The following is a 25,108-nucleotide window of genomic DNA, read 5'->3' as shown; positions in this document are numbered from 1 at the left end:
CTTCAAACGAAAAACACCTCCATTGAATTTGCATACTTAGTATGCGAATTCAGGAGGTGTTTTTTTCATGTACCACTATTCGGGTTCACTTCAAACATTGTCAAAAATGTTTTTTCGGTTTTTTACTTTAAATGAATAGAAAAGACTGGAATTGATATCATAAAAGAGTTATAGTGAAATATTCGAAGGGAAATATTAGGAAGTAAGGAGATCAATACAGTTGTATAAAACATACGCAAATGCAGATAAATATGTTACATTCTACCTATGAAACAATATAAATCAAAAGAATTCGCTGAAATAATCAATGTGTCTGTAAGAACTTTACAGAGAAGGATAACGAGGGTGTATTGACTGCTTACCGAAACCCTAAAGGAAGAAGATTTTATACAGATAAACAGTATAAAGACTATATGGGGATTCAAGAAGAAAATACCGGAGGATAAAGATTTATGAAAAGAGCATATCTAATAGAAATCCATCCGACAAAAGAACAAATACCTCGAATAAATCAGACTATTGGTGTGTGCAGATATGTTTACAACCTGTATATCTCTAAAAACAAAGAGTTGTATGAAGCCGAAGGAAAGTTTTTAAGTGGGTATGACTTTTCAAAATGGTTGAACAATGTCTATACAAAAGAATGTGACCAGTGGATAAAAGAAGTATCAAGTAAAGCTGTAAAACAAGCGATTATGAACGGGGATAAAGCTTTTAAGCGATTTTTTAAGGGTTTATCTAAATTTCCACGATATAAGAAAAAGAAGAAGCAAGATGTGAAGTGCTATTTTCCTAAAAACAACAAAACAGATTGGACAGTAGAAAGGCATAGAGTAAAAATCCCCACAATTGGTTGGATAAGGTTAAAAGAATATGGGTATATTCCCAAAAATGCGATTGTAAAAAGTGGAACGATAAGTAAAAGAGCAGGAAGATATTTTGTATCCGTGCTTTGCGAATTGGAAGAAACAGAAACGAAGCCAACTTTCAAGCAAACAGGTTTAGGTATTGATTTAGGGGTGAAGGATTTCGCTGTACGTAGCGATGGAAAAACTCACAAAAACATCAACAAAACAATAAGAGTAAAAAAGATAGAAAAACGGTTAAGACGTGAGCAACGTTCTTTATCGCGTAAATTTGAAAATATAAAAAAGAGAGGTGAAAAATCTGTTACTAACAAAAGAGCGAATATAGATAAAAATATTCTTAGAGTGCAAAAACTACATGCCAGGTTAACAAATATTCGATTAGCGTATGTAAAGTCTATTGTAAATGATGTGGTGAAAACCAAGCCAACATTTATTACAGTAGAAGATTTGAATGTGAAAGGTATGATGAAGAACAAACATCTATCTAAAGCAGTTGCGAAGCAATGCTTTTATACATTTCAAACATGGTTATTGGCGAAATGTGAGGAATATGGAATTGAACTACGTCAAGTAGACAGGTTCTATCCCTCGTCGAAGTTATGCTCATGTTGTGGTCAAAAGAAAGTAGACTTAAAACTATCCGAACGAGTATATGAATGTGACTGTGGAAATGTAATAGGTAGAGATTTGAACGCGTCAATCAACCTTTTACAAGCAAAAAAATATACAATACTAACGTAAATAGATTGTATATATGTACAGTGGGCTACATCGGAATTTATGCCTGTGGAGTGTTACAGCAAACTGTAGTAGCGAGTTAGTGGCGAGACAGGACACGCAGAAGCAGGAATACTCTAAGAATGTACATTTGTCTATATTCTTAGTAGCAGAATGAAATATGTCATATGAATTTTTATTCAAATTAGGTTTAGCACTCTTTTTAGGATTATTCATCGGAATAGATAGGCAGCTAAAGAATAAACCGCTTGGTGTGAAAACAAGTATGGTTATTTCCGTAGCGAGTTGTTTAATTACAATGGTTTCAATTGAATCAGTGAATGTTTATTCTGTACCGGGTCATACAAACATGGACCCAATGCGTCTCGCCGCTCAAATTGTTAGTGGGATCGGTTTTCTTGGAGCAGGGGTAATTTTACGAAGAAATAATGACGTTATTTCAGGATTAACGACGGCTTCTATGGTATGGGCCGCGTCAGCACTAGGTATTGCGATTGGTGCAGGGTTTTATATACAAGCGACGGTTGCTATGATTTTAATTATATTAGCGATTAACGTACTTCCGCAAATTGTGAAAATTGCAGGCCCTTATTCATTAAGACAAAAGGACTTATCCATAAAAATTACCGTAAACAAACATCGAGAGTTAGACGGGATCTTTAAGCAAATTAAAAATTTAAATATGCAAGTAAAACGAGTGAAAATTAAAGATATTGATAATGGGGCATCTCAGCAATTGGAAATGGTCATTTTAGCTCCAGAAGATTTATATACAACTGAATTATATAGTTCTTTAAAAGAAATCGATCATGTTGTTTCAGTAGAAGTTGAAAGTAGATAAAAAGAGTGATGAAAATTCACTCTTTTTTTAATACATACAAAACATTTTGCTATAATTATTTTCTAAGGGGGATGAGTATGGTGGAGATACATATTAGAAGGGCAATAAAAGATGATATTTCGGCAATTGCAAAAGTGCATGTGGATAGTTGGAAAACGACGTATACTGGGATATTCTCTAATGAAATTTTAGACAATATAACGTATGAACAACGAGAAAAGCTATGGGAAAGTATATTTCAAAAAGAAGACGGGCATCAATTTACGTTTGTAGCAGAAACGTTAAATGGTAAAATAATTGGATTTATCGATGGGGGGGTTGAAAGAACAGGTACATATAATTGTGATGGGGAATTATATGCAATATACATTTTACAAAAATATCAAGGAATGAAGATAGGACAAAGATTATTTCAAGCATTGCTATCGGAATGTAAAAAAGATAATATGCAATCTCTGTTAGTTTGGGTTGTTGCTAATAATCCTTCTAAAAAGTTTTATGAAAAATATAATCCGGAAAAAATTGACACGAAACTTTTAGAAAGACTAAATGTAGAAGAAATAGCATATGCTTGGCGAGATATGGATTGTTTATACAAATCACTATCAAATTAGAATACGATAATATTATTATGTAAACTTAATCTGCGAGAATGAAAAAATACATCAATTATTATATTGGTGTATTTTTTTGTTGCCGGATTAAATGTTTTGAAAAGGTGAAAAGTTTAGCTAGATAAAAAAATTCTGAAATATTTCTTGAAATGATTATCATTATCAAATAGAATCATAGTTGATAATAAAATTCAACTGTCAGAAGTTTTACAAAAAAATGATAGTGTTCGTCTAAAAGAGGAGGAGCAGTATGCAGCATGCGAAACAAATCGCGGAACATGCAACAATACAAAGCTTTTTAAATTGTTATTTAAGAGAAACAGGAAGTGGAGAATGGATTACGGAGGATAAAAGGATGGAAAATATTTTCTGTCATTCATTTCAAAGAGACGCTATCCCCACTTATTTATGCTGTCGGTTATCGGCACAAAACGTTACTTTGTATGGGGAAGTTATATATAAATCGTCAACGGACCGTCATCTATTTGGAGAACAATTTTATTACCAAATTGGCGAAAATAAAAATGTTATTAAAGCAGATTATATTACGGTTATTATGTTTTTAATAAAGGAAATGTCTATTAACTATGGAGAAGGTACGAATCCTGATGAACTTATGCTTCGAGTTATTCGCAGTTGTCAAAATATTGAGGAATTTACAAAAAAGAGAGCAGAAGATACATCTGCATTATATGGTTTCCATACAACTTTTATTGAGGCGGAGCAATCTTTATTATTTGGACATTTAACTCATCCTACACCAAAGAGTAGACAAGGTATATTGGATTGGAAAAGTTCCATGTATTCTCCTGAATTAAAAGGGGAGTGCCAACTTCACTATTTTCGGGCACATAAAAGTATAGTAAGTGAAAAGTCATTGTTACAAGATTCTACAACGGCGATGATAAAAAAGGAATTAAAGAACGATGAAAAGGTAGGTCAAGAATTTATTGAAGAGTACTGTCAAGAAGATGAATATTCATTAATTCCAATCCATCCGCTGCAAGCAGAATGGCTATTACATCAACTTTATGTACAAGAGTGGATAAATCAAGGAGTACTTGAGTATATGGGTCCCGTAGGTAAGTGTTATATGGCGACATCATCACTTAGAACGCTATATCATCCTCATTCGAAATATATGCTTAAGTTTTCATTTCCGGTGAAAGTAACAAATTCAATGCGCATTAATAAGTTGAAGGAGCTTGAGAGTGGCCTTGAAGGGAAGGAAATGTTAAATACGTCAATTGGTGAAGTACTAGAAAAGTATCCAGGTTTTGATTTTATTTGTGATCCAGCCTTTATTACCTTAAATTATGGAGCAAAAGAGTCTGGATTTGAAGTGATTATTCGAGAGAATCCTTTTTATAGTGAACATGCAAATGACGTTACTTTAATTGCAGGACTAGTTCAAGATGCTATACCGGGAGAACGTACTCGTTTATCGAATATTATTCATCACTTAGCGGTTTTAGAAGGTAGAAGCTGTGAAGAAGTAAGTTTAGAGTGGTTTAGACGATATATGAATATCTCTTTAAAGCCGATGGTATGGATGTATTTACGTTATGGCGTTGCATTAGAAGCGCATCAACAAAATAGTGTTGTTCAATTGAAAGATGGTTATCCAGTTAAGTTTTACTTCCGTGATAATCAAGGTTTTTATTTCTGCAATTCAATGAAGTCAGTCCTAGATAATGAACTAGCGGGTATTGGAGAACGTACTGGGAATTTATATGACGATTACATTGTAGATGAAAGATTTCGTTACTATTTAATTTTTAATCATATGTTTGGACTAATTAACGGTTTTGGTACAGCAGGATTAATAAAGGAGGAAATTCTTCTTTCGGAATTAAGGTCTGTACTTGAAGCGTTCCTTCCATATAACCGCGAACCTTCTACATTTTTAAGTGAATTGTTGGAAGAAAATAAATTGGCATGTAAAGCAAATTTGCTAACGAGATTTTTCGATGTTGATGAACTGACAAATCCTTTAGAGCAAGCAATTTATGTACAAGTAGATAATCCACTCGTTAGAGAAGTGGCTGTTCGTTCATAAGTAGTGCTAAAATTTCACGTAATACAAATAATGGAATTTGATATTCCGTATTATAGCGGAGGGATTTATGAAAGAAGAAGTTTATCACATAAAAATATTGAAGGCACTCCAATCAAAAGAGTACATTTCAGTAAGAAGAAGAGTATTCCGGCAATTAGTAGAATCGTTAATTTATGAAGAAATCATTACGCCGATTCGTATACAAAAGGGAGAGCAAATACTTTTTATTATACAAGGTCTTGATGAAAAGGATCAAAATGTAATGTACCAATGCTATGGGCAAGAACGTATGACATTTGGGCGTATTTGTTTACATGACTCATTAATAATGAGAGTTCAAGATGAGGAAGAAGAAATACAATCAGTTTCACAATTTTTACAGGAGATTTTTCGGATTATTCAAGTGGATCGAACGAAATTGGATTCTTTTATTCAAGAATTAGAACAAACAATCTTTAAAGATACGATTGCACAATATGAGAGAAGTTGTGAAGAAGACTATCTTGCGAAATCTTATGATGAGCTTGAAAGTCATTTAATAGATGGACACCCGTATCATCCTAGTTATAAAGCACGCATCGGGTTTCAATATCGTGATAATTTTCAATATGGATTTGAATTTATGCAACCAATGAAAATTATATGGATTGCAGTTCATGAGAAATATACGACTGTAGGATATGAAAGTGAAGAGAGTTATAACTGTACCTTTAAAGAAGAAATTGGTGAAAAGAAAATCGAAGAGTATATGGATCGTATTCGAACAATGGACTGTGATTCGAAGAAGTACATGTTTATACCTGTTCATCCTTGGCAGTGGGAGAACTTTATTATTCCGAATTATACTGACCATATACAGGATAAATATATTATTTATTTAGGGAAATCAGAAGATGATTATTGCGCGCAGCAGTCGATGCGGACATTAAGAAATGTTACGAATCGAGAGAAACCATATGTAAAGTTATCAATGAATTTACTCAATACTTCAACTATCCGTACATTAAAACCACATTCGGTTGTGAGTGCACCTGCTATATCGAATTGGTTAAAAGATATAGTAAATCATGACCCTTATTTAAGGGATGAATCGCGTTTAATTTTGTTAAATGAATTTTCGAGTGTTACGTACGATGCGAATAAAAAAGCTACGTATGGCTCATTAGGATGTATTTGGCGCGAAAGCGTTCACAAATATTTAGATAAGAAAGAAGAGGCAATCCCATTTAACGGTTTATATGCCAAGGGAAAAGATGGGACACCAACTATTGATTTGTGGTTAAAGAGATATGGAGTAGAAAGCTGGTTACAATTGCTTATTCAAAAAGCAATTATCCCAGTTGTACACCTCGTTGTAGAGCATGGAGTCGCATTAGAATCACATGGACAAAACATGATTTTAGTTCATGAAGAGGGAATACCAGTCCGTATTGCACTAAAAGATTTTCATGAAGGACTGGAGTTTTATCGTCCATTTTTGAAAGAACTCGAAAAATGTCCTGACTTTACTAAAATGCATAAAACATATGCGAATGGTCAAATGAATGATTTCTTTGAAATGGACCGTATTGAATGTTTACAAGAAATGGTTTTAGATGCGCTTTTCCTATTCAATCTAGGTGAACTGGCTTTCGTGCTGGCAGATGAGTATCAGTTGAAAGAGGAACAATTTTGGATCATTCTTGTTGAAGAAATAGAAGATCATTTTGAAAGATTTTCGCATTTGAAAGAACGTTTTGAAGCATTACAATTATATGCACCTACATTTCATGCAGAGCAATTAACGAAGCGTCGTTTATATATGGATGTGGAATCGCTTGTTCATGAAGTTCCAAATCCATTGTATAGAGCAAAGCAACTTACAATACAAAAATCAGTTGTTACAGGGGGAAATCATGCTAATCGTTAATAAACAAGAATTTAGCAAATATGATTTTGAATTGAGATTACAAGGTTACGAGGGAGTGGAACAATTTCAAGAAGCAGAAGGAAATAGATTTGCACTTTGTCTGAAAGATCCATTCGATATTATTACGCTTGTGTTTTTCCTAAAAGAAAAAAGAGCATCTGTACTACTTATTCATGAAGATACGCCAAAGGATACAGCTATTGAAATGGCAAAGCGCGCAAAGTGTACTGCACTTTTATACGGAGAAAGTAACGACTTTACAAAATTAGAAGTTCCAAATCTATTACAAGAAGAACCGTCTTTATTGCAGTATAGTTCAGGTACAACAGGAGAGCCAAAACTGATTCGTAGAGCATGGACGGAAATTGAAACAGAAATTGCCGCTTACAATGAAGCTTTAAAATGTGAAGAAGACGAAGTGCCAATTGTAATGGCTCCAGTTTCACATTCATACGGATTAATTTGTGGCACGTTATCAGCAATTACGAGAGGTAGTAAGCCTATAATCATTACAAACAAAAACCCTAAATTCGCATTAAATATAGTTCGTAATACCGAAAAACATATCATATACGCAGTACCACTTATGTTACATATTATGGGGAGTTTTCCACAAGGGACTTTTCAGTTTCATAAAATTATGACATCAGGATCACCTTTGCCAGAAACGGTATTTTATAAGTTAAAGGGCATGACGAAATACATGATGCAGCAGTACGGCTGTTCTGAAGCTGGTTGCATTAGTATATGTCATGCTATGGAAACACATTTGGGTTTAGGAAAACCACTTCCTCATGTAAGTATTAACATAGGTTCAAATGAAGATGAACCTGAAGAAATCGTAGTGAAAATTGCTGAAAAGGAGATTTATACAAAAGATTTAGGTTATAGATCTGAGCAAGGCCTTCATTTCATGGGGCGAATAGATGATGTTATTAATGTGTCCGGTCTAAAGGTATTTCCTATAGAAGTGGAAGAAACGATGCTTCGATTAGAAGGTATTCAGGAGGCAATTGTATACCGGGGCAAGCATCCTGTGATGGGAGAAATAGTAAAAGCGAAAGTAGTCTCTCGTATTGAACCAGTACAAATAAGAGAATGGTGCATACAGCATTTACCGTCTTATAAAGTGCCACATGAAATTGAAAATGTAGCAGAGATTCCGAAAAATAAAACAGGGAAAGTAAGTCGGAAGTTATTAGAGATGGGAGAGATAACAACATGAGTCGTGAAATGTTAAAAGAAGCAGTTTTAAGTATTATGAGAGAAAAAATGGAACTGAAAAATGTAACACATTTAGAAGAAACGATGCGTTTAAATCAAGATTTATATATAGATTCGGTAATGATGTTACAGCTTATTGTATACATTGAAATGGAATTAAAGTTATGTGTTCCAGAAGATGAGATAGATCCAAAGGCGTTTCTTACAGTAGGATCTTTGCTTGACTTTATGGAAGAGTTAAAGCCGTTACAAGCAGTAAATATGAATAATTAAATTTGAGAAAGTGGATGAGAGTATGACTTCAATTAAAGTTCACTGTTTAGTGAGTTGTTTTTGTGAAATTATAAAAAGGCGTAGTGATATAGATTTCCGTCCATTTTATTTCGGATTATGGGATGGAGACTTTGATATAACAGAAGGCGGGATTATTTCTTATCATTCCGAAAACATTAACCATGACAATTACTTGCTTTGGTATGAAAAATTGTATGGGATAAAAGTGAACGAATGGTACGATCATTCAAAAGATAAAAGTAGCAATGTAGAAACATTTTTAGAATTAGTAGAAAATAAGCCGGAAAATCGTTACGTAATTGTAATGGTTGATATGTCTTTATTGCCTGAGAGAGAAAATAAGTTTCATCAAAAACCGTTTCCGCATTACTTAATGATATCGAAGACAGAGAAAGAAGATGAATGGTTCATGCTTGATCCTGATTTTCGCTGGGAAGGGAATATGGAAAGAGAAAAAGTGCTCCATTCTGTTAAAGACAACCCATTTGGTGGAGGCTATTTCATTGATATAGAAGGAATTCAGGAGCCAACACAAGAGATGGTAGAAAGTTATTTCATGGAAACATTCAAAAAAGATGATAATGAACTAACAATGGAATTTAAAAAATTAATAATAAAAATGGTAAATGAAGAGGGTGGGTATTCACTTTCCGGGCTCGTAACGGCAGTAAAGCAAATACCCGTATTGGCAATACGTAAATATAGCTATGAACATGCCTTTGCATACTTCCGTGAAACTTTACAATATTCGGAGCAAGAATTTGATTATTGGTGTGATCGAGTGGAAGACATTGTACAAGGATTTACAAATGTACAGTACCGTGCTATTAAAATGGCAATGACAAATAATAAAGATATGTTATTACCAATTGTTGAAAAACTTGATGAAATGAATACAATTGAACTGCAAATCAAGGATGAACTAGAGAAACAGTTTCTGTTATGGAAAGAAATTACAACAAATCAGTCTTTCTTAACTAATACAAGTTCATTGAATTTAAGATAAGGGAGTTCAAACCAATGAAATATTCGCTATGTACAATTTCATTTCGCCATCAACTAATTTCATTTACTGATATTGTTCAATTTGCATATGAAAACGGTTTTGAAGGAATTGAGTTGTGGGGGACCCATGCACAAAATTTATATATACAAGAGCGTGAAACGACAGAACGAGAAATAGATTATTTAAAGGATAAAAATTTAGAAGTTACGATGATAAGTGATTACTTGGACATATCATTATTAGCGGATTTTCAAAAAACGATGGAAAAATGTGAACAGCTGGTAACACTAGCTAATTGGTTTAATACAAATAAAATTCGTACGTTTGCCGGGCAAAAAGGTAGTGAGGATTTCTCGGAACAAGAGAGAAAAGAGTATGTGAAGCGAATTCGCATGATTTGTGATCTATTTGCTCCGCATAATATGTATATACTATTAGAAACACATCCAAATACGTTAACGGATACTTTGCCGTCTACTTTGAAATTGTTAGAAGAAGTAAATCATCCATATTTAAAAATAAACCTTGATTTTCTTCATATATGGGAGTCTGGTGCAGACCCTGTAGATAGTTTTCATCGATTAAAGCCGTGGATACAACATTACCATTTTAAGAATATATCATCAGCGGAGTATTTACACGTGTTTGAACCAAATAATGTATATGCCGCTGCTGGAAGTCGTATAGGAATGGTTCCATTATTTGAAGGTATTGTAAACTATGATGAAATCATCCGGGAAGTGAGAGATACTGATCATTTTGCTTCGCTTGAATGGTTTGGGCATAATGCGAAAGATATATTGAAAGAAGAAATGAAAGCATTAACGAATAGAAAATTAGAAGTAGTAAGTTCATAAGGTGAAATGATGAAAGAGTCTCGTTTAGGAGACTTTTTTTTATTTTATCAATAACCAAAAATTACCATGTATTTAATTTCGGATTTGATACAGTTTAATATATATAAGGAGGTGATCGGTAATGGCTAGAAATCGTAACGCTAATCAATTAGCATCACATGGAGCACAAGCAGCTCTAGATCAAATGAAATATGAAATTGCACAAGAGTTTGGTGTACAGCTTGGAGCTGATACTTCTTCACGTGCAAACGGTTCTGTAGGCGGTGAAATTACAAAACGCCTTGTAGCGATGGCAGAACAACAGCTTGGTGGCGGATATACTCGCTAAATGTAGAAGGTTATAGGAGAAAGGAAGGATTCTTCCTTTCTTTTTTATTTTCAATTAATTGGTATGGATATATTGTGAACAGGATTCAAAGAATAGGAGTAATGCTATATTTTACCCAATTTCTTTTGTTGTAAATGGAAAGTAGTAAAGATGAAATAGCCCTGGTGGAATGTAAACATAATTTCCAGCAGGGCTATTATATGGTAAGAAATATATGATGAAAGGTTCCGAAATCAACATGTTAAAAAAAGAAAACTGTTGTTTAATTGCACTTGCATCAGTTCCACTTGTTATGACGCTAGGTAATTCAATGCTTATTCCAATCCTGCCAACCATTGAAAAGAAATTACATATTTCATCTTTCCAAGTATCCATGATAATTACAATTTATTCTATCATTGCAATTATACTTATACCGATTGCTGGTTATTTATCAGATAGATGGGGACGAAAGATGGTAATGGTTCCAAGTTTATTAATTGCAGCTATTGGAGGAGCGATAACGGGATGGGTATCATGGAAAGTTGATAACCCTTACGTTTGGATTCTTATCGGAAGAGCAATTCAAGGGATAGGTGCTGCTGGTGCTATGCCAGTTGTCATACCATGTGTCGGTGATTTATACAAAGATGAAAAACAGGTTAGTGCAGGTTTAGGAATCATTGAGACGTCAAATACATTTGGAAAAGTATTGAGTCCCATATTAGGATCAGCTCTTGCAGCTATTGTATGGTTCTTACCATTTTGGGCGATTCCAGTTTTATGTGTAATATCGATTGTTTTACTACTGGTACTAGTAAAGGCGAAGAAACAAGAAGAAGAAGTCCCACCACTTAAAGAATTTATTCAATCTATTATCTCTACGTTTCGAGAAAAGGGAAGATGGTTAATTGCCATTTTTATACTAGGTGCAATTATTATGCTTATTTTATTCGGAATACTTTTTTATCTGTCAACTATACTGGAGTCGAAGTACGATATTCATGGTATATGGAAAGGGTGTGTACTCGCTATTCCTTTACTTGTACTATCACTTAGCTCATATATGGCTGGTAAAAAAATTGGAGATAAACAAGATATTATGAAAAAGTGTATCTATATTGGATTTTTACTGGCTGCTGCATCTGTCTTCTTACCTTTATTTCTAAAAGGAATCTATTTGCTACTTCTTTGTCTCGTTATTATGGGGGGAGGAATTGGTATGGTGTTACCATGTCTAGATGCTCTTATTACACAAGGGATTGAAAAAGAGCAGAGGGGGACAGTTACGTCATTTTATAGTTCAATGCGATTTATCGGTGTAGCAGCTGGACCACCCCTGTATTCTTTTTTTATGAAAGGGACAGACCATGAAGTGTTTTATTTAACGAGCATCTTCGCTGCTATTGGTGCTGTCATAGCAATAATTTGGATTAAGCCGGCAAAAGATGAAATGGAAATAAAGCAGAAGCCTGAACCGACTGCATAATTTGAAAGAGGATTGCATGATGTGTAATTAGCATGCAATCTTCTTAATTTAGTTAGGGAAAATAACTTGTTTTAACATATAAAGTGCGACTCCCCATATGATTAGCCCTGAAAATTTATTTAATATTGTGATCGTTTTCCCTGTTGAGTCTAATCCTTTTAGAAATTTCCCGGCAAAAGCTAAACTAATAAACCAAATCCAAGAAACTATAATTGTTGCAAAAGTGAAAGCCCATTTCTCACTTCCTATGTACTGTATAGAGTTTGTTCCGATTACACCAATTGTGTCTAAAATTGCGTGTGGATTTAGTAATGAAACTGATGCGGCGAAAATAATTTGATTTTTTAAAGGCATGCTTTTTTCTTGTTTTACATCATTTGAAGAATCGATTCTCCAAATAACCCAGCCCATATACATAAGAAAGAAAAATCCAATCATATACAAGGTGGTTGTTAACCAAGAGAAAGTTAAGAGGACAAGGGAGACACCTTGTACAGCAATTAATATTAATAATGTATCACATATAGATGCAGTCAAGACTACAGGAGCAGCTCGCCAAATATTTGGTTGACTAGCGCCTTGGTTAAAGACGAAAACATTTTGGACACCTAATGGAATGATAAGACCAAATGCAAGGATGATACCGTGAATAATTGCTTCACTCATCAGATTACCTCCTACTTAATTTGATTAATTATGATAGTCTATATTGTATAGAAGAAATGAAAATTTGTATCCATCCATATGGTTGGATAGGTTACCAACCATAAAATATGTGAGGTGATATAATGGAAAGGCTCGTTTGGAAACCTAATATGTCTTCATCTATTCCTTTGTATAAACAAATAGAATCTTATATAAAAGAGAGAATTGTTAATGGGGAATGGACAATTGGAACTAAATTACCTTCACAAAGAGCTTTGGCGCATGCGTTTGAAGTGAACCGAAGTACAATTGTAATGGCTTTCGATGAGTTAATAGCAAAAGGGTATATTGAGGGGAATGGACGGAAGGGAACAATTGTTATAAAAAATAGTGAGAATACTTCAACATATGCCCCGCCTCCAAACTGGCAGTCTTACGTAGAAACAGGACTTCATTATCCTAATCTTCCTGCTGTACAAGAGATTAATCAAGCTGAATTTACTCCCAATGTAATTCGATTAGGAACAGGTGAACTTTCACCGAGTCTCTTGCCTGAGAAAAAGATGAAGGGTATTATTAATAAAATTTTACAATCAAATGTTCCACTTGGGTATGAGGAACCGAAAGGGAATCTCCATTTAAGAGAAAAAATTGCGGAATATTTAAAAGGGCATGGGGTATATGTATCTCCTGACTCTATTTTAATTGTTTCAGGGGCAATTCAAGCATTGCAGCTTATTTCTATGGGGCTTCTTCCGAAAGGAGCGTCAATTTTATTAGAAAAACCATCATATTTATATTCGCTTAATGTATTTCAATCAGCAGGAATGCGCTTGATTGGAATACCAATGAATGAGAATGGTATAAATACTTCATACATTACAAAATATAAGAAACAATTTAACGCATCTATTTTATATACAATCCCATCTTTTCATAATCCGACCAATTTTAGTATGAACGCTAAGAAGAGGGAAGAAGTGATGGAGATATGTAATGAAATTGGATTACCTATTATTGAGGACGCGGTATATCAAGATTTATGGTTCGATGCACCAGTTTCAAAACCTTTAAAGGCATATGATAAAAATGGGATCGTGCTACATATTGGAAGTATGTCCAAAGTCATTAGTCCTGGTTTAAGAATTGGGTGGGTTGTTGGATCAGAATCCGTTATTCAAAGATTAGCAGATATAAAAATGCAAACTGATTATGGTTCAAGTTCTATATCCCAGCAGATTGCAGCGGAGTGGTTCGAAAATGGATTGTATGATGAACATTTACAGTTTGTAAGAAGTGAATTGAAAAAACGTAGAGATTTTATGATAAGTATGTTAGAAAAGTATTGTAGTGGCATTGCAACTTGGCATGAGCCAGTAGGAAGCTTTTACATTTGGCTACATATAAATCTACCAATCTCGAATCGTAGTTTATTTGACAAAGCTTTACAAGAAAAGATTTTATTAAACCCAGGCACTTTGTATGATAGAAGTGCTAACCAATTTTTACGTCTTTCTTATTCCTATGCAACTGTAGAAGAAATTGAAGTTGGAATAAAAAAGATTGCGCAATTAATTAAAGGGTAAAAGGAGAAAAACATGAAACAATATGTGATTTGCCAAATTATCGATGGGGATAAATATTTAGCTGCTTATGCAGAGACAAAACAGGATGCAGTTAAAAAAGCAGAACTGTTAGGATTAAGAACCGGAAACCGTTACATAGTAATTACCGCGGAAGAAGCAGAAGGGTTAACTTATCCTTAAATAATGGGAGAGTACATAAGAAGTAAATAAGCCTAATAATGTACTATATTATTAGGCTTATTTACTATTAAAGTGTGACAGGGAAAATAATATAATTATGAGTCAAGTTGACGGAAATACCGATTTGTTTTTCGATTCTGATTTCCGTCTCTATACTCATCAACATATTGCCTGAAGTTCCAGGATTGTAAAAACTTATTAGCTGCATTATAACCAGAGTTATAGAGCCATTCTTTCTCTTCTTTAGTTAGTTGAAAATTAGTACTGGTAATGGTTCCTGTTGGAATTGTAATAGTTCTAGCCTTTGATTCTTTATCTAAATGACGTAAATCATGAGCTTGCATCATCGTTTTAAATAGTCCTTTGAACATGGAAATAGGTTCGTCATAGTGGGCGGGATCAGCTTGAATCTCATCTTTTATAAAATGAAATCCAAAGGTAGGCCAGCGAGGAGAAGTCGGTGAATCAAAAATCCAAATTGGGTAATTACTTAAAATCCCGCCATCAACCATATAACAAGGCTGCTTCCATTTTGGCGTTCTCCATTTTACTGGCTCAAAGAAGAAGGGGATTGTACTACTCATTCTTACAGCTTTAGCAATAGAGAAGCGATAATTTAAAAATCCATAGTTCGGTAAATCATCGGGGAAGACAACCATTTTACCGTTGCTTATATCAGAAGCTATAATTTTGAGTTTGTTTAAATCAGGTAGATCTGTAAATAAGTGAACGCCCTTTTTTCGCAGTAATTCTTCAAGCCATTCTTCTATAAATACATTGGAATAAATACCTAGAGTAGACCATGCACTTATTCCTTTACCGATAAACGGGATTCTATCAAGAAAAGTTTTCTTCATAAATTTATTATAATCAATGTCGGTTATTATTGTTTTTAATTCGGAACAAGAATATCCAGCTGCTAAAAGCGCTGCGATAATTGAACCAGCTGATGTTCCAGCTACGCGCTCCCATTCATATCCTTTTTCGGCTAACGCGCAAATTGCCCCCACATGCGCAATTCCGCGTACACCGCCTCCTTCAAAAACACCATCAATTTTCATTGAACATACTTCCTTTCTAAAAAATGAAAATGGAAAAAAAGCACGTATTGTACGTGCTTTTTTACAATAGTTTTTAAGTTTACTAGCAGCCTACAAAGCCGCCCCAACAGCTAGCCCCGATGATGATTAGAAGGATAAATAAAACGATTAATAAAGCGAAACCTCCATAACCACAACCGCCACCACAACTACCGCCGTAACCGTAACCACCGCCGTAACCGCCGCAACTATATCCGTAACCCATGTGGAATTCCTCCTTAAATTAAAAATAAAAATGAACGAGGGGAAAATGTACTGGAAGAAATAAAGAACTATCGTGTTTGTAGGAACAATGTATACTATGCTTTTTTAAACTTGTTCGCGTACGAGGGATAAGCCCGTTTTTTGGAGGGCTTGTTGAATTTACAATGAATGAAGTATAATCTTTGTGCTATGATACAAATAAGTATGTAAATGTAAGGAGAATTTATGGAACAGAAAATTGAAATATTAATTGATAAATATGAACTAACATATTTGAAACAGGAGCTTATTAATACTGTATTTCCTTGTGTAAAAGTTGTGCCAAAACAACAGGAAATAATTGCGATAGGCAGTTCGAAAATGGGCGGAGTTCCTGATTTGCCAAATACATTTGAATATCCAACATACAAAGAGAATCCGTTACGTTTTATCGCACAATTTAATTTAAGTGATTTACAAAACGTTGGTATGGATCACAATCTTCCTAAGACAGGGATGTTATATTTCTTTAGTATTGAAAATTACTTTGAAGAAGATGTGGATCCAACCGAAGCTGGACGTGTAATTTATTATGATATCCCTGTAGAGCAATTACGTAGAGCAGATGAAATACAAGCGAAATATAACCAGTGTGCAATTACTTTTGAACTGACGTATAAATTACCGGAGCTTTTCATTGAAGATGAGGCGGATTCAGATCGTTTCTTGCAATTACTTGAAGAGCTAATCCCAGACAACTATGATAATCATCAAATGTTTGGAGAACCATTCTCTGTACAAGATGAGGTATTGTACGAGACTGGACAATATATGGGGATAGATCCACAGCATATGACGCTCTTATTCCAAATTGATTCAGATACTAAAAATTGTAATATGATGTGGGGAGATTTAGGGATGCTTTATTTCTGTATTGGAAATGAAGACTTGAAAAATCGCCATTTTGAAAATACATGCTGTGTGTTGCAAACTTGCTAAAAAAAGGGTTGTTCTTTTTCTAAAAGAACAACCCTTTTAAAAATGTTAAATATGCATAATCTCATATGACCTATTTTGAAAAGTATTGTATACTCTGAAACTATACGATACTTTTTTGTATAGTTATAGAATGTAAGGAGTGACAAGATGGGAAAGACAAGTAAGTATGTGACAGCTGCCGCACTTTGTTCAACTATAGTAATGGGAGGCTTACAGGCGTCAGCTGTATCTTATGCGGCTACGAATCCGACTACAGTGACAACACAATCAGATGCAGAGTTGTTAAATGATTTCAGAAAAGAATTAAAAAAACAGATTGATAATAGAGAAGAAAATATTACAATCACATATAAAACAAAAGATAGAAATGCTAGAAATATTATGGACCAATTGTATGGCGAGTTTAATAAAATTGTAGATGCTGATGAGTATGTAAAATATAATGTAGCGTCTACTAAATATTCTATAAAAGGGATGCCAGGGAATTATACATTTACATTACAAGTGAAGTATCGTGAATCAAAAGAGCAAACACAGTATGTAAAGTCTCAGGCGAAAGCAATTGTAAATTCTATTATTAAACAAGGCATGGATGAACATGAAAAAGTGAAAGCTATTCATGATTATGTTGTGAAAGAAGTATCATATGATACTTCTTATCAAGCATATACAGCGTATGAAGCGTTAGCGAATCGTTCTGCCGTTTGCCAAGGATATACATTGTTAACATATCAATTACTAAAAGAAGCAGGTATTCAAAATCATATTGTAACAGGTACAGGGAATGGACAAGCTCACGCATGGAATTTAGTGAACATTGATAACAAGTGGTACCACCTTGACACTACATTCGATGATCCAGTTCCTGATAAAGCTGGGCGCGTAACATATTCATATTTTAATATGTCTGATGAACAATTAAGCAAGGACCATGAATGGGATCGTAGTGAATATCCAGCGGCAACTACAAGCTACTTCAACGAATTAACAAGCAAAATAAAAGCCGGTAGTTCAAAAACTGCTGTATATGAACAAATGTTAAATGAAACAAATTTAAAGTATTTATCTGCACAATACGGAGCGGAAAATTACAATGAGTTTAAGAAAAAATTACAGCAACAATTTGCTTCCAAGCCAGAAAAAGTAGAAGTACGATATAAGCAGTCAATGGATGGAACGATGCAAGATATAAAGAAAGTACTAGATGAAATAGCTTGGCCAAAAGGTGCAAAGCGTGTATCTTATCAAGTTGCGCCATATAGTGCAATGGCAGGTTATTCATTAGCGACAATTACATTTACGTATTAATGAAAAAGAGCATCTTTAAAAGGTGCTCTTTTTGCGTTTGATTATAATTCTAGTGACTATTTAGAATTATGTGATAAAATAATTGAAAATAGAGGATGTGATAGCTGAATGAATTTGTTCGAAAATAATATATTTGCATTGATATATTTTTGTCTAGTAATCGGACTTATCGTTTTGTTTTTTGTATCATTTACTCTGTTCATTAAAAGATTATTGCAAAACAACACTATGAAAAAACAACATGTGATTAATATGAATCAGAAGTTAGATCGGATTATTGAATTGCTTGAAAAAGATAAAAAAGAATAATGGAAGATGGATAAAAAGGAGAAGCAGATGGCGAATTATATAAAGGAATTACGTGAAAAAATAGGGCATGATTATGTTATTTTGAATTTTGCAGGAGGTTGTGTATTTAATGAATTTGGTGAAGTGCTTCTGCAAAAAAGAGGAGACTTTAATGCCTGGGGATTTCCAGGCGGTGCAATGGAAATCGGGGAATCTGCGGCAGAAACTGCGATTCGAGAAATAAAAGAAGAAACAGGATATGATGTGGAAATTGATGAGCTCATTGGTGTGTATACGAAATATTTTCAAACATATCCGAATGGAGATCAGGCACAGGCAATTGTAATATTCTTTAAGTTTTCAATCGTTGGAGGGAATACAAAAATAGACGGTGATGAAACGTTAGATTTGCAGTTTTTCCCTTTAGACAAAATGCCGCCATTGTTTAATAAACAACATGAAGATTGCTTGCAGGATTTATTAGAGAAAAGAGTAGGGGTATATCGTTAACGTATAAAAAAGAAGCTAAATGAGATTAGCTTCTTTTTTATGTTCTATTTCCACCAATCATCAAACATTGATGCTGGTACTTGTCTTTTATGTTCACTCACTTTGTAACGCTTCTCGATCTTTTCAGCAACGTCAGCTGGAACGGATTTACCTTCTAAATAGTCATCTAATTGATCGTAAGTAATGCCTAGCTCTGTTTCATCAGCTTGACCTGGTTTTTCATCTAATAAATCAGCTGTTGGCATTTTTAAGTAAAGTCGCTCGTCTGCACCTAATTCTTGTAATAAATCACGTCCTTGGCGTTTCGTTAATCCCGTTAATGGTAATAAATCTGCACCGCCATCTCCGAATTTTGTGAAGAAACCTGTTACAGCTTCAGCAGCATGATCAGTTCCGATAACGAGTAGTCCTTGTTGTCCGCCGATTGCGTATTGTGTAACCATGCGAATGCGTGCTTTTACGTTTCCTTTATTGAAATCTGTTAATGATTCACCTAATAAGTTTTCGTATTGATTTGAGAAGGCATCAACTGTTGAAGCGATATCAAAAGCAACAGACTGATCAGCTTGAATAAATTGTAATGCTAATTGTGCATCATCTTCATCTTTTTGTACTTTGTATGGAAGACGTACGGAGATAAACGTTGCGTTACCACCTTCATTACGAACTTCTTCGACTGCAAGCTGTGCTAAACGTCCTGCTAGTGTAGAGTCTTGTCCGCCGCTAATTCCAAGTACAAATCCTTTTGCACCTGTAGTTTTTAAATAATCTTTTAAGAAATCAATTCGTTTACGAATTTCTACTTTCGGATCAATTACAGGCTGAACATGTAATGATTTCATAATTTGTTCTTGTAATGTCATTATGTTTTCCTCCTATTCATATTAAAGCGGTAAATAAGTTTATATGTATATTGGTACATACTTCTATCCTTTATTATTTCGCAAAACTAACGAATATACAATAGGATGCGTGTATGAATGTAGTCATTATAATGAAACTGTTTTATATAAGCAATTGTTTAAAACCTTTCAATAATGTAAGGTTTTTGTCATTTGAATCGATGGAAGTTATTTCCGTACTTTACTAATATAAAAGCATAGTTAGTAGAAGGGCGGAGAAGTAGTATGAACATTAGAGAACTCGCATTTCGAAATGTAACGCGAAATAGACGAACATACTCAGCTTATTTTTTGAGTAGTGCATTTGCAATTATGGCCTTTTTTGTGTATTCATTTTTTGCGTTCCATCCAGCATTAAGTGCGGGAGAATTAGGACGGTACGTATTCGTAAGTATGTCTTTTGCGCAGTCCATTATTTACTTATTTACATTTTTCTTTATTTTATATTCAATGGGAATGTTTTTGAAAACGAGAAAGCGTGAACTAGGAATTTTAATGATGCTAGGTATGACGAAATATCAATTAAAGCGTCTTATCTTCTTTGAAAATATCATGATTGGAATAGGGGCAATAATTTTTGGGATTCTTTCAGGTATGTTGTTTTCAGGAATATTAATATTTGTAGCTCCGATGATATTAAAACTAGATATCTCTTTATCCTATTACATACCGATGAAAGCGATTGTTGTAACGAGTATTATGTTTTTCGTATTATTTATGATCATTTCATTGTTTAGTGCAGGAATGGTTCGTAAAAATAAAATTATGAAATTGTTTAGAGGATCAGCAGAGGCGAAGCCAGAACCGAAGGCATCTATAATTTCTTCTATATTAGCAGTAGTATTGCTTAGTGCTGGTTATGCAGGAGCTCTTATGTCACATGGTGCAATGGTATTTATAATGATGATTCCTGTTACAACGGTAGTCATTATTGGTACGTATTTGCTGTACAAGCAGTTGAGCGTCTTTATTATTAGACTATGTAAAAAAAGTAAACGTTTCTATTGGACACAGACAAATATTATTACTTTGTCAGATTTAGCATACCGTATGAGAGATAACGCAAGAATGTTCTTTATTGTAACGATTATTTCAACAGTAGCATTTTCAGCAATAGGTACATTGGTTGGGTTTGCTTCGATGACGAAAGAAATTATGGACAGACCAATTGCGTTTCACTATCAGTCTAAGCAAGGTAATAGCAATGAGCCACAGCATCTGAAAATCATTGACGAAGGATTAAAGAAACATAATATAGCAGCCTCAAAAATAAATATTTCATCGAAGAAAACGGAGGAGCAGTCGTTAAGAAGCGCCATTTTTATAAAAGAATCAGATTATAAAGAATATGCAAAGTTAACAGGAGAACCATTTAATACTGTATCAAATAAAGAGGCTTTATTTTTGTCAGTCGAAATACCCGGACCACCGATGAAAGAAAGAAAAGAAATTACTTTACCAAATATGAATGAACCTTTAAATGTGAAAAAAGTTAATACTTCTTCATTGAGTAAAATACTAAGAGGTAATGTGTATGTAATCTCTAAAAATCAATATGATTCATTACAAGAGGGATTTAAAGAAGAAAAAGATTATATGTATAAAACACAATCCGCGAAAGATGAAATTGAGGTTGGTAAAGAGCTTACGAATCAGATTAAGCCTTATCAAGAACATTCAACGTTTAGTGCAGAAGAGTACGATCAAAATCAAAGTCTACAAATCGCAGGACCCATTTTATTTGTAGGTTTCTTTATTGGTATTGTATTTTTCGTTTGTGCAGGAAGCTTCCTTTACTTCCGTTTATTTTCAGATTTGGAGGACGATACTCGTTTATTTGAAATGATTCGAAAAGTTGGATTGACGAGAGGGGAATTATCGAAAGTAGTCACAATCCGCTTAGCGCTTTTATTCTTCGTTCCAGTTGGAGTTGCAACATTACACGGGGCAGTAGCATTAACTGCGTTAGGACAAATGTTTGAGTACTCACTGTTTAAAGAAAATACAATTGTATTAAGTATTTTCGTAGGTATTCAAGTTGTATACTTCTTAATTATACGATCGCGTTATTTAAAACAATTGAAAGAAAGATTGAATATTCGTTAAATGTGTTTTTTTAACTTTTGTACTATATTTTCTAAAAAGAGTAAGGCATTACCAAATATATAGTGATAGAATAAAAATAGCGAGGTGAAAAAAATAATAGAGAGTAAGGGGGGAGTAACATGAAAGCAACAGGAATTATTCGAAAAGTAGATGAATTGGGACGGATAGTTATTCCTAAAGAATTACGGGATGTATTAGGAATACAAATCAAATCACCACTTGAAATTTTTGTAGAAGAAGACAAAGTCATTTTACAAAAATATCAACCATACAATGCTTGTCAAATAACAGGTGATGTTTCAGATCAAAATATTTCATTAGCAAATGGAAACATTACTGTTAGTATAGAAGGCGCAAAACATGTAATAAAAGAAATTGAGCAGTTTTTGAACAAGAGTAAGATTTAGTCTTAATTTATCCCGCTATTTGTGGGCAGTAAAACTCCCACCTCAAAACTCGGCTGAAGCAAAGAAGTTAGGTGGGAGATCAATTGCCCGTAAACGCCCGATTGGTGAGGGCTAATAATCAGTGGGGGATGAACACCCCCCACTGATTATAGTTTCACTTTATATTATTCTTTTGAAAAACTGAAAAAGAAAAGGACCATTTAATGGGTCCTTTTCTTTTGTTTATTGAGAAACATTTGAGAGGAAGGGAAATGGAACGAATAAAACGAATGTTAAATCTAAACGCATTCAATAGTGGTCTGAAATGAAAATAATATATTTTCAGGAGGGATTACGATGAATAGTAGTACAGCGAATAAACAAAAAGGCATTAAATTAATTCCGTTTACTGTAAATAAAGTGGTTGAACAAGTAAATGAAATTCCACCAGGTGTACAATTGATTCATGCTCCGCAAGTATGGGAAAAGAGCGCGAAAGGAAAAGACATTGTCGTTGCTGTTTTAGATACAGGTTGTGATGTAAATCATGTAGATTTAAAAGATCGTATTATTGGTGGGAGAAATTTCACGAAAGATTATGAAGGAAATCCCAATATTTATCTTGATAATAATGGGCATGGTACTCATGTAGCGGGGACAATTGCAGCGACTGAAAATGAAGTGGGTGTTTTAGGAGTCGCACCACTTGCTAAAATGTTAGTTTTAAAAGTATTAGCTGGAGACGGTTCTGGAAGTTATGAGCAAATTATTGAGGCCATTCATTATGCTGTAAATTGGAGAGGACCGAATAAAGAGAAAGTGAGAATTATTTCAATGTCACTTGGTGGTCCGCAAGATGTACCAGAGTTACATGAAGCTATTCAAAATGCGGTAAAACAAGACGTACTTGTCGTGTGCGCTGCAGGAAATGATGGAGATTGTAACGATGATACTGAAGAATTAGATTTTCCAGGTGCTTATTCTGAAGTAATTGAAGTAGGTGCTGTTAATTTAGAGCGGAAAATTTCATGCTTTAGTAATTCAAATCAAGAAATTGATTTAGTAGCGCCGGGTGATGAAATACTGTCTACGTATCCAGAGGGGAAATATGCGGTATTAAGTGGTACTTCAATGGCGACGCCGCATGTCGCTGGGGCGTTAGCACTTCTCATTAAGCAGTGTGAGAGAGAGTACGGTAGAAAATTATCAGAGCCGGAAATATACGCGCAACTTATAAAAAGGACTGTACCTTTAGGGTATGAACGTACATCTGAAGGGAATGGATTAATAGATTTATTAAAAGAATAGTAATTACTAAAAAACATCTCATATTTATATGAGATGTTTTTTAGTATGGTTCTGTCGCATGTATTACAACATCTAATAAACCAGGGAATCGAGCATTTAAATCATCTTCACGAATTGAAATGAAACGTTGCGTTCCCTCAAGTCGTGTAAACATAACACCAGATTCACGTAAAACTTTGAAATGATGAGATAAAGTTGATTTTGCAATTGGAATGTTTAACGCGCCACAAGATTGTTCATTTTTCTCTAGTAGCATAGTTACAATTTGTAAACGAATTTGATCGCTAAGTGCATATAAGACAGAAGAGAATTGAATTTCTTCTCGATTTGGATGATAGAGAGTACGCATTTTTTCACCTGCTTGTATAAGTTAATATATTTGCACTATAACATATAAAGTGGTATATTTCTATTGTTTGAATATAATCGAACAATAGAAATATAGGGGGATAAAAAATGAAGTATACAAAATTGCAAAAGGCAGGACTAAATATTTCGAAGTTGGGGTTAGGAACAAACGCTGTTGGGGGACATAATTTATATGCTGATGTGAATGAGGAAGAAGGAAAAAGATTAATAGAAGAAGCAATTCAGCAAGGGATTACATTTTTTGATACAGCTGATTCATACGGTTTCGGTAGATCAGAGGAATTGGTAGGAGAAGTATTAAAAGGAAAACGCCACGAGTTTGTACTTGCTACAAAAGGTGGAATTCAGCCATTATTAAATGGAGAGGTTCATATTAATAATGAACCAAGCTATTTAAGAAATGCTGTGGAAAATAGCTTAAGAAGATTACAAACTGATTATATTGATTTATATTATTTACATTTTACAAATCCTGAAACAAGTTACATAGATTCAATTGGAGAACTTACTCGCCTAAAAGAAGAGGGGAAAATTCGTTCAATTGGAATATCTAACGTAAATGTAGAGAAATTAAAAGAAGCGAATCAGCACGGACATATAGATGTTGTACAATCACCGTATAATATGTTGGATCGTGCTGCTGGGGAAGAACTTTTGCCATATTGTATAGAATCAGGTATTTCATTTATACCGTACGGGCCTCTTGCTTTTGGGATACTAGGCGGTAAATATACAGAAGATTTTAAATTAAACGAAGGCGATTGGCGTCAAAGTGTAAATCTATTTGAAGAAAATACATATAAAAATAACTTTAAAAAAGTTGAGATGTTAAAAGATTTAGCTAAAGAAATGAATCTTGAAGTATCACATTTAGCTTTAGCGTGGCTATTAAATAAAAAAGGAATTGATACTGTTATTCCTGGTGGGAAACGAGCGAAGCAAATAAGCGAAAGTGTAAGAGCAGTGGATGTTTCATTGAATGAAAAAGTTATGAAAGAGATTGAATCTATTTTAGAAGATTAGTTGAAAAG

At 34.1% G+C, this 25,108-nt stretch carries 26 protein-coding genes and 1 pseudogene; 22 read left to right on the top strand and 5 right to left on the bottom strand.

Annotation, left to right across the window (positions count from 1 at the left end; genetic code table 11):
• Window positions 1-267 precede the first annotated feature (267 nt).
• The 12 genes and pseudogenes from ABH960_RS05135 to bcbE form a co-directional block, all read left to right on the top strand.
• A pseudogene (locus tag ABH960_RS05135) lies at window positions 268-420 on the top strand (MerR family transcriptional regulator); the annotation flags it as partial.
• Window positions 421-452: 32 nt separating this feature from the next.
• Window positions 453-1,610, top strand: a complete 1,158-nt coding sequence (locus ABH960_RS05130) for an RNA-guided endonuclease InsQ/TnpB family protein (RefSeq protein WP_404443312.1) — start codon at window positions 453-455, stop codon at window positions 1,608-1,610.
• Window positions 1,611-1,767: 157 nt separating this feature from the next.
• Window positions 1,768-2,448, top strand: coding sequence for an MgtC/SapB family protein (locus ABH960_RS05125; RefSeq protein WP_002012374.1), 681 nt, complete (start codon window positions 1,768-1,770; stop codon window positions 2,446-2,448).
• A 77-nt stretch (window positions 2,449-2,525) separates the two neighbouring features.
• Window positions 2,526-3,062 (top strand): GNAT family N-acetyltransferase, encoded by a 537-nt coding sequence (locus tag ABH960_RS05120; protein WP_404443308.1) that lies wholly within the window; start codon window positions 2,526-2,528, stop codon window positions 3,060-3,062.
• Between the two features lie 250 nt (window positions 3,063-3,312).
• Complete coding sequence (locus ABH960_RS05115; protein WP_404443305.1) at window positions 3,313-5,121, top strand: IucA/IucC family protein; 1,809 nt, start codon at window positions 3,313-3,315, stop codon at window positions 5,119-5,121.
• A gap of 67 nt (window positions 5,122-5,188) precedes the next feature.
• On the top strand, window positions 5,189-7,030 hold the full coding sequence (locus ABH960_RS05110) for an IucA/IucC family protein (RefSeq protein WP_404443302.1): 1,842 nt from the start codon (window positions 5,189-5,191) through the stop codon (window positions 7,028-7,030).
• Window positions 7,017-8,255 carry an AMP-binding protein gene (locus ABH960_RS05105; protein ID WP_404443300.1) on the top strand — a complete coding sequence of 413 codons (1,239 nt, stop codon included), beginning with the start codon at window positions 7,017-7,019 and terminating at the stop codon, window positions 8,253-8,255. The genes ABH960_RS05110 and ABH960_RS05105 overlap by 14 nt, the downstream gene beginning before the upstream one ends.
• Window positions 8,252-8,527, top strand: a complete 276-nt coding sequence (gene asbD / locus ABH960_RS05100) for a petrobactin biosynthesis protein AsbD (protein ID WP_242308669.1) — start codon at window positions 8,252-8,254, stop codon at window positions 8,525-8,527. Before ABH960_RS05105 ends, asbD begins: the two co-directional genes overlap by 4 nt.
• Window positions 8,528-8,549: 22 nt before the next feature.
• Window positions 8,550-9,554 (top strand): DUF6005 family protein, encoded by a 1,005-nt coding sequence (locus tag ABH960_RS05095; protein ID WP_404443296.1) that lies wholly within the window; start codon window positions 8,550-8,552, stop codon window positions 9,552-9,554.
• Window positions 9,555-9,568: 14 nt separating this feature from the next.
• Entirely contained in the window at window positions 9,569-10,411 is an 843-nt protein-coding gene (locus ABH960_RS05090; protein ID WP_113938254.1) for a sugar phosphate isomerase/epimerase family protein, read from the top strand.
• A 121-nt stretch (window positions 10,412-10,532) separates the two neighbouring features.
• Window positions 10,533-10,739: an alpha/beta-type small acid-soluble spore protein gene (locus ABH960_RS05085; RefSeq protein ID WP_000113539.1), complete on the top strand. Its 207-nt coding sequence runs from the start codon at window positions 10,533-10,535 to the stop codon at window positions 10,737-10,739.
• Window positions 10,740-10,977: 238 nt separating this feature from the next.
• A complete protein-coding gene (gene bcbE, locus ABH960_RS05080; RefSeq protein WP_404443292.1) occupies window positions 10,978-12,207 on the top strand; it encodes a bacillibactin exporter BcbE in 1,230 nt (409 codons plus the stop codon).
• Window positions 12,208-12,255: 48 nt separating this feature from the next.
• Here the strand turns inward: bcbE and ABH960_RS05075 are convergent, their stop codons facing one another.
• Window positions 12,256-12,873: a LysE/ArgO family amino acid transporter gene (locus ABH960_RS05075; RefSeq protein WP_404443289.1), complete on the bottom strand. Its 618-nt coding sequence runs from the start codon at window positions 12,871-12,873 to the stop codon at window positions 12,256-12,258.
• Window positions 12,874-12,995: 122 nt separating this feature from the next.
• Between ABH960_RS05075 and ABH960_RS05070 the strand changes: the two genes are divergently transcribed.
• Window positions 12,996-14,438: an aminotransferase-like domain-containing protein gene (locus tag ABH960_RS05070; protein ID WP_404443286.1), complete on the top strand. Its 1,443-nt coding sequence runs from the start codon at window positions 12,996-12,998 to the stop codon at window positions 14,436-14,438.
• A gap of 12 nt (window positions 14,439-14,450) precedes the next feature.
• A complete protein-coding gene (locus ABH960_RS05065; RefSeq protein ID WP_404443283.1) occupies window positions 14,451-14,618 on the top strand; it encodes a DUF3933 family protein in 168 nt (55 codons plus the stop codon).
• A gap of 95 nt (window positions 14,619-14,713) precedes the next feature.
• Here ABH960_RS05065 and ABH960_RS05060 read toward each other — a convergent pair whose 3' ends face one another.
• Window positions 14,714-15,679, bottom strand: coding sequence for a patatin-like phospholipase family protein (locus tag ABH960_RS05060; RefSeq protein ID WP_002012390.1), 966 nt, complete (start codon window positions 15,677-15,679; stop codon window positions 14,714-14,716).
• 82 nt (window positions 15,680-15,761) lie between these two features.
• Complete coding sequence (locus ABH960_RS05055; RefSeq protein WP_002012392.1) at window positions 15,762-15,923, bottom strand: YjcZ family sporulation protein; 162 nt, start codon at window positions 15,921-15,923, stop codon at window positions 15,762-15,764.
• A gap of 224 nt (window positions 15,924-16,147) precedes the next feature.
• Between ABH960_RS05055 and ABH960_RS05050 the strand changes: the two genes are divergently transcribed.
• The 4 genes from ABH960_RS05050 to ABH960_RS05035 all read left to right on the top strand — a co-directional run bounded on the left by ABH960_RS05050 (window position 16,148) and on the right by ABH960_RS05035 (window position 19,006).
• A complete protein-coding gene (locus ABH960_RS05050; RefSeq protein WP_404443278.1) occupies window positions 16,148-16,900 on the top strand; it encodes a YwqG family protein in 753 nt (250 codons plus the stop codon).
• Between the two features lie 147 nt (window positions 16,901-17,047).
• Entirely contained in the window at window positions 17,048-18,208 is a 1,161-nt protein-coding gene (locus ABH960_RS05045; RefSeq protein ID WP_404443275.1) for a transglutaminase domain-containing protein, read from the top strand.
• A gap of 108 nt (window positions 18,209-18,316) precedes the next feature.
• Window positions 18,317-18,517, top strand: coding sequence for a DUF4083 domain-containing protein (locus ABH960_RS05040; RefSeq protein WP_002141377.1), 201 nt, complete (start codon window positions 18,317-18,319; stop codon window positions 18,515-18,517).
• 27 nt (window positions 18,518-18,544) lie between these two features.
• Window positions 18,545-19,006 (top strand): NUDIX hydrolase, encoded by a 462-nt coding sequence (locus ABH960_RS05035; protein ID WP_404443272.1) that lies wholly within the window; start codon window positions 18,545-18,547, stop codon window positions 19,004-19,006.
• A 44-nt stretch (window positions 19,007-19,050) separates the two neighbouring features.
• On the opposite strand, the gene nadE is transcribed toward ABH960_RS05035, so the two are convergent.
• Window positions 19,051-19,869: an ammonia-dependent NAD(+) synthetase gene (gene nadE / locus ABH960_RS05030; protein ID WP_215556074.1), complete on the bottom strand. Its 819-nt coding sequence runs from the start codon at window positions 19,867-19,869 to the stop codon at window positions 19,051-19,053.
• Window positions 19,870-20,133: 264 nt separating this feature from the next.
• Between nadE and ABH960_RS05025 the strand changes: the two genes are divergently transcribed.
• The 3 genes from ABH960_RS05025 to ABH960_RS05015 all read left to right on the top strand — a co-directional run bounded on the left by ABH960_RS05025 (window position 20,134) and on the right by ABH960_RS05015 (window position 23,708).
• The gene (locus ABH960_RS05025; protein WP_404443268.1) at window positions 20,134-22,014 is read left to right on the top strand and encodes an ABC transporter permease; all 1,881 of its coding nucleotides are present in this window, start codon (window positions 20,134-20,136) and stop codon (window positions 22,012-22,014) included.
• Between the two features lie 119 nt (window positions 22,015-22,133).
• Window positions 22,134-22,421, top strand: a complete 288-nt coding sequence (locus ABH960_RS05020; RefSeq protein ID WP_002012401.1) for an AbrB/MazE/SpoVT family DNA-binding domain-containing protein — start codon at window positions 22,134-22,136, stop codon at window positions 22,419-22,421.
• A 336-nt stretch (window positions 22,422-22,757) separates the two neighbouring features.
• Window positions 22,758-23,708, top strand: a complete 951-nt coding sequence (locus ABH960_RS05015; RefSeq protein WP_404443264.1) for a serine protease — start codon at window positions 22,758-22,760, stop codon at window positions 23,706-23,708.
• 40 nt (window positions 23,709-23,748) lie between these two features.
• On the opposite strand, the gene ABH960_RS05010 is transcribed toward ABH960_RS05015, so the two are convergent.
• On the bottom strand, window positions 23,749-24,057 hold the full coding sequence (locus ABH960_RS05010; RefSeq protein ID WP_016102179.1) for an ArsR/SmtB family transcription factor: 309 nt from the start codon (window positions 24,055-24,057) through the stop codon (window positions 23,749-23,751).
• Window positions 24,058-24,164: 107 nt separating this feature from the next.
• On the opposite strand from ABH960_RS05010, the gene ABH960_RS05005 reads away from it, so the two are divergent.
• The gene (locus ABH960_RS05005; RefSeq protein ID WP_404443260.1) at window positions 24,165-25,100 is read left to right on the top strand and encodes an aldo/keto reductase; all 936 of its coding nucleotides are present in this window, start codon (window positions 24,165-24,167) and stop codon (window positions 25,098-25,100) included.
• Window positions 25,101-25,108: the final 8 nt, after the last annotated feature.

This window comes from Bacillus sp. RC252 (genome assembly GCF_044909215.1).
In the GTDB taxonomy this organism is placed as follows: Bacteria; Bacillota; Bacilli; order Bacillales; family Bacillaceae_G; genus Bacillus_A; species Bacillus_A mycoides.
This window is presented reverse-complemented; position numbering and strand designations above follow the sequence as displayed.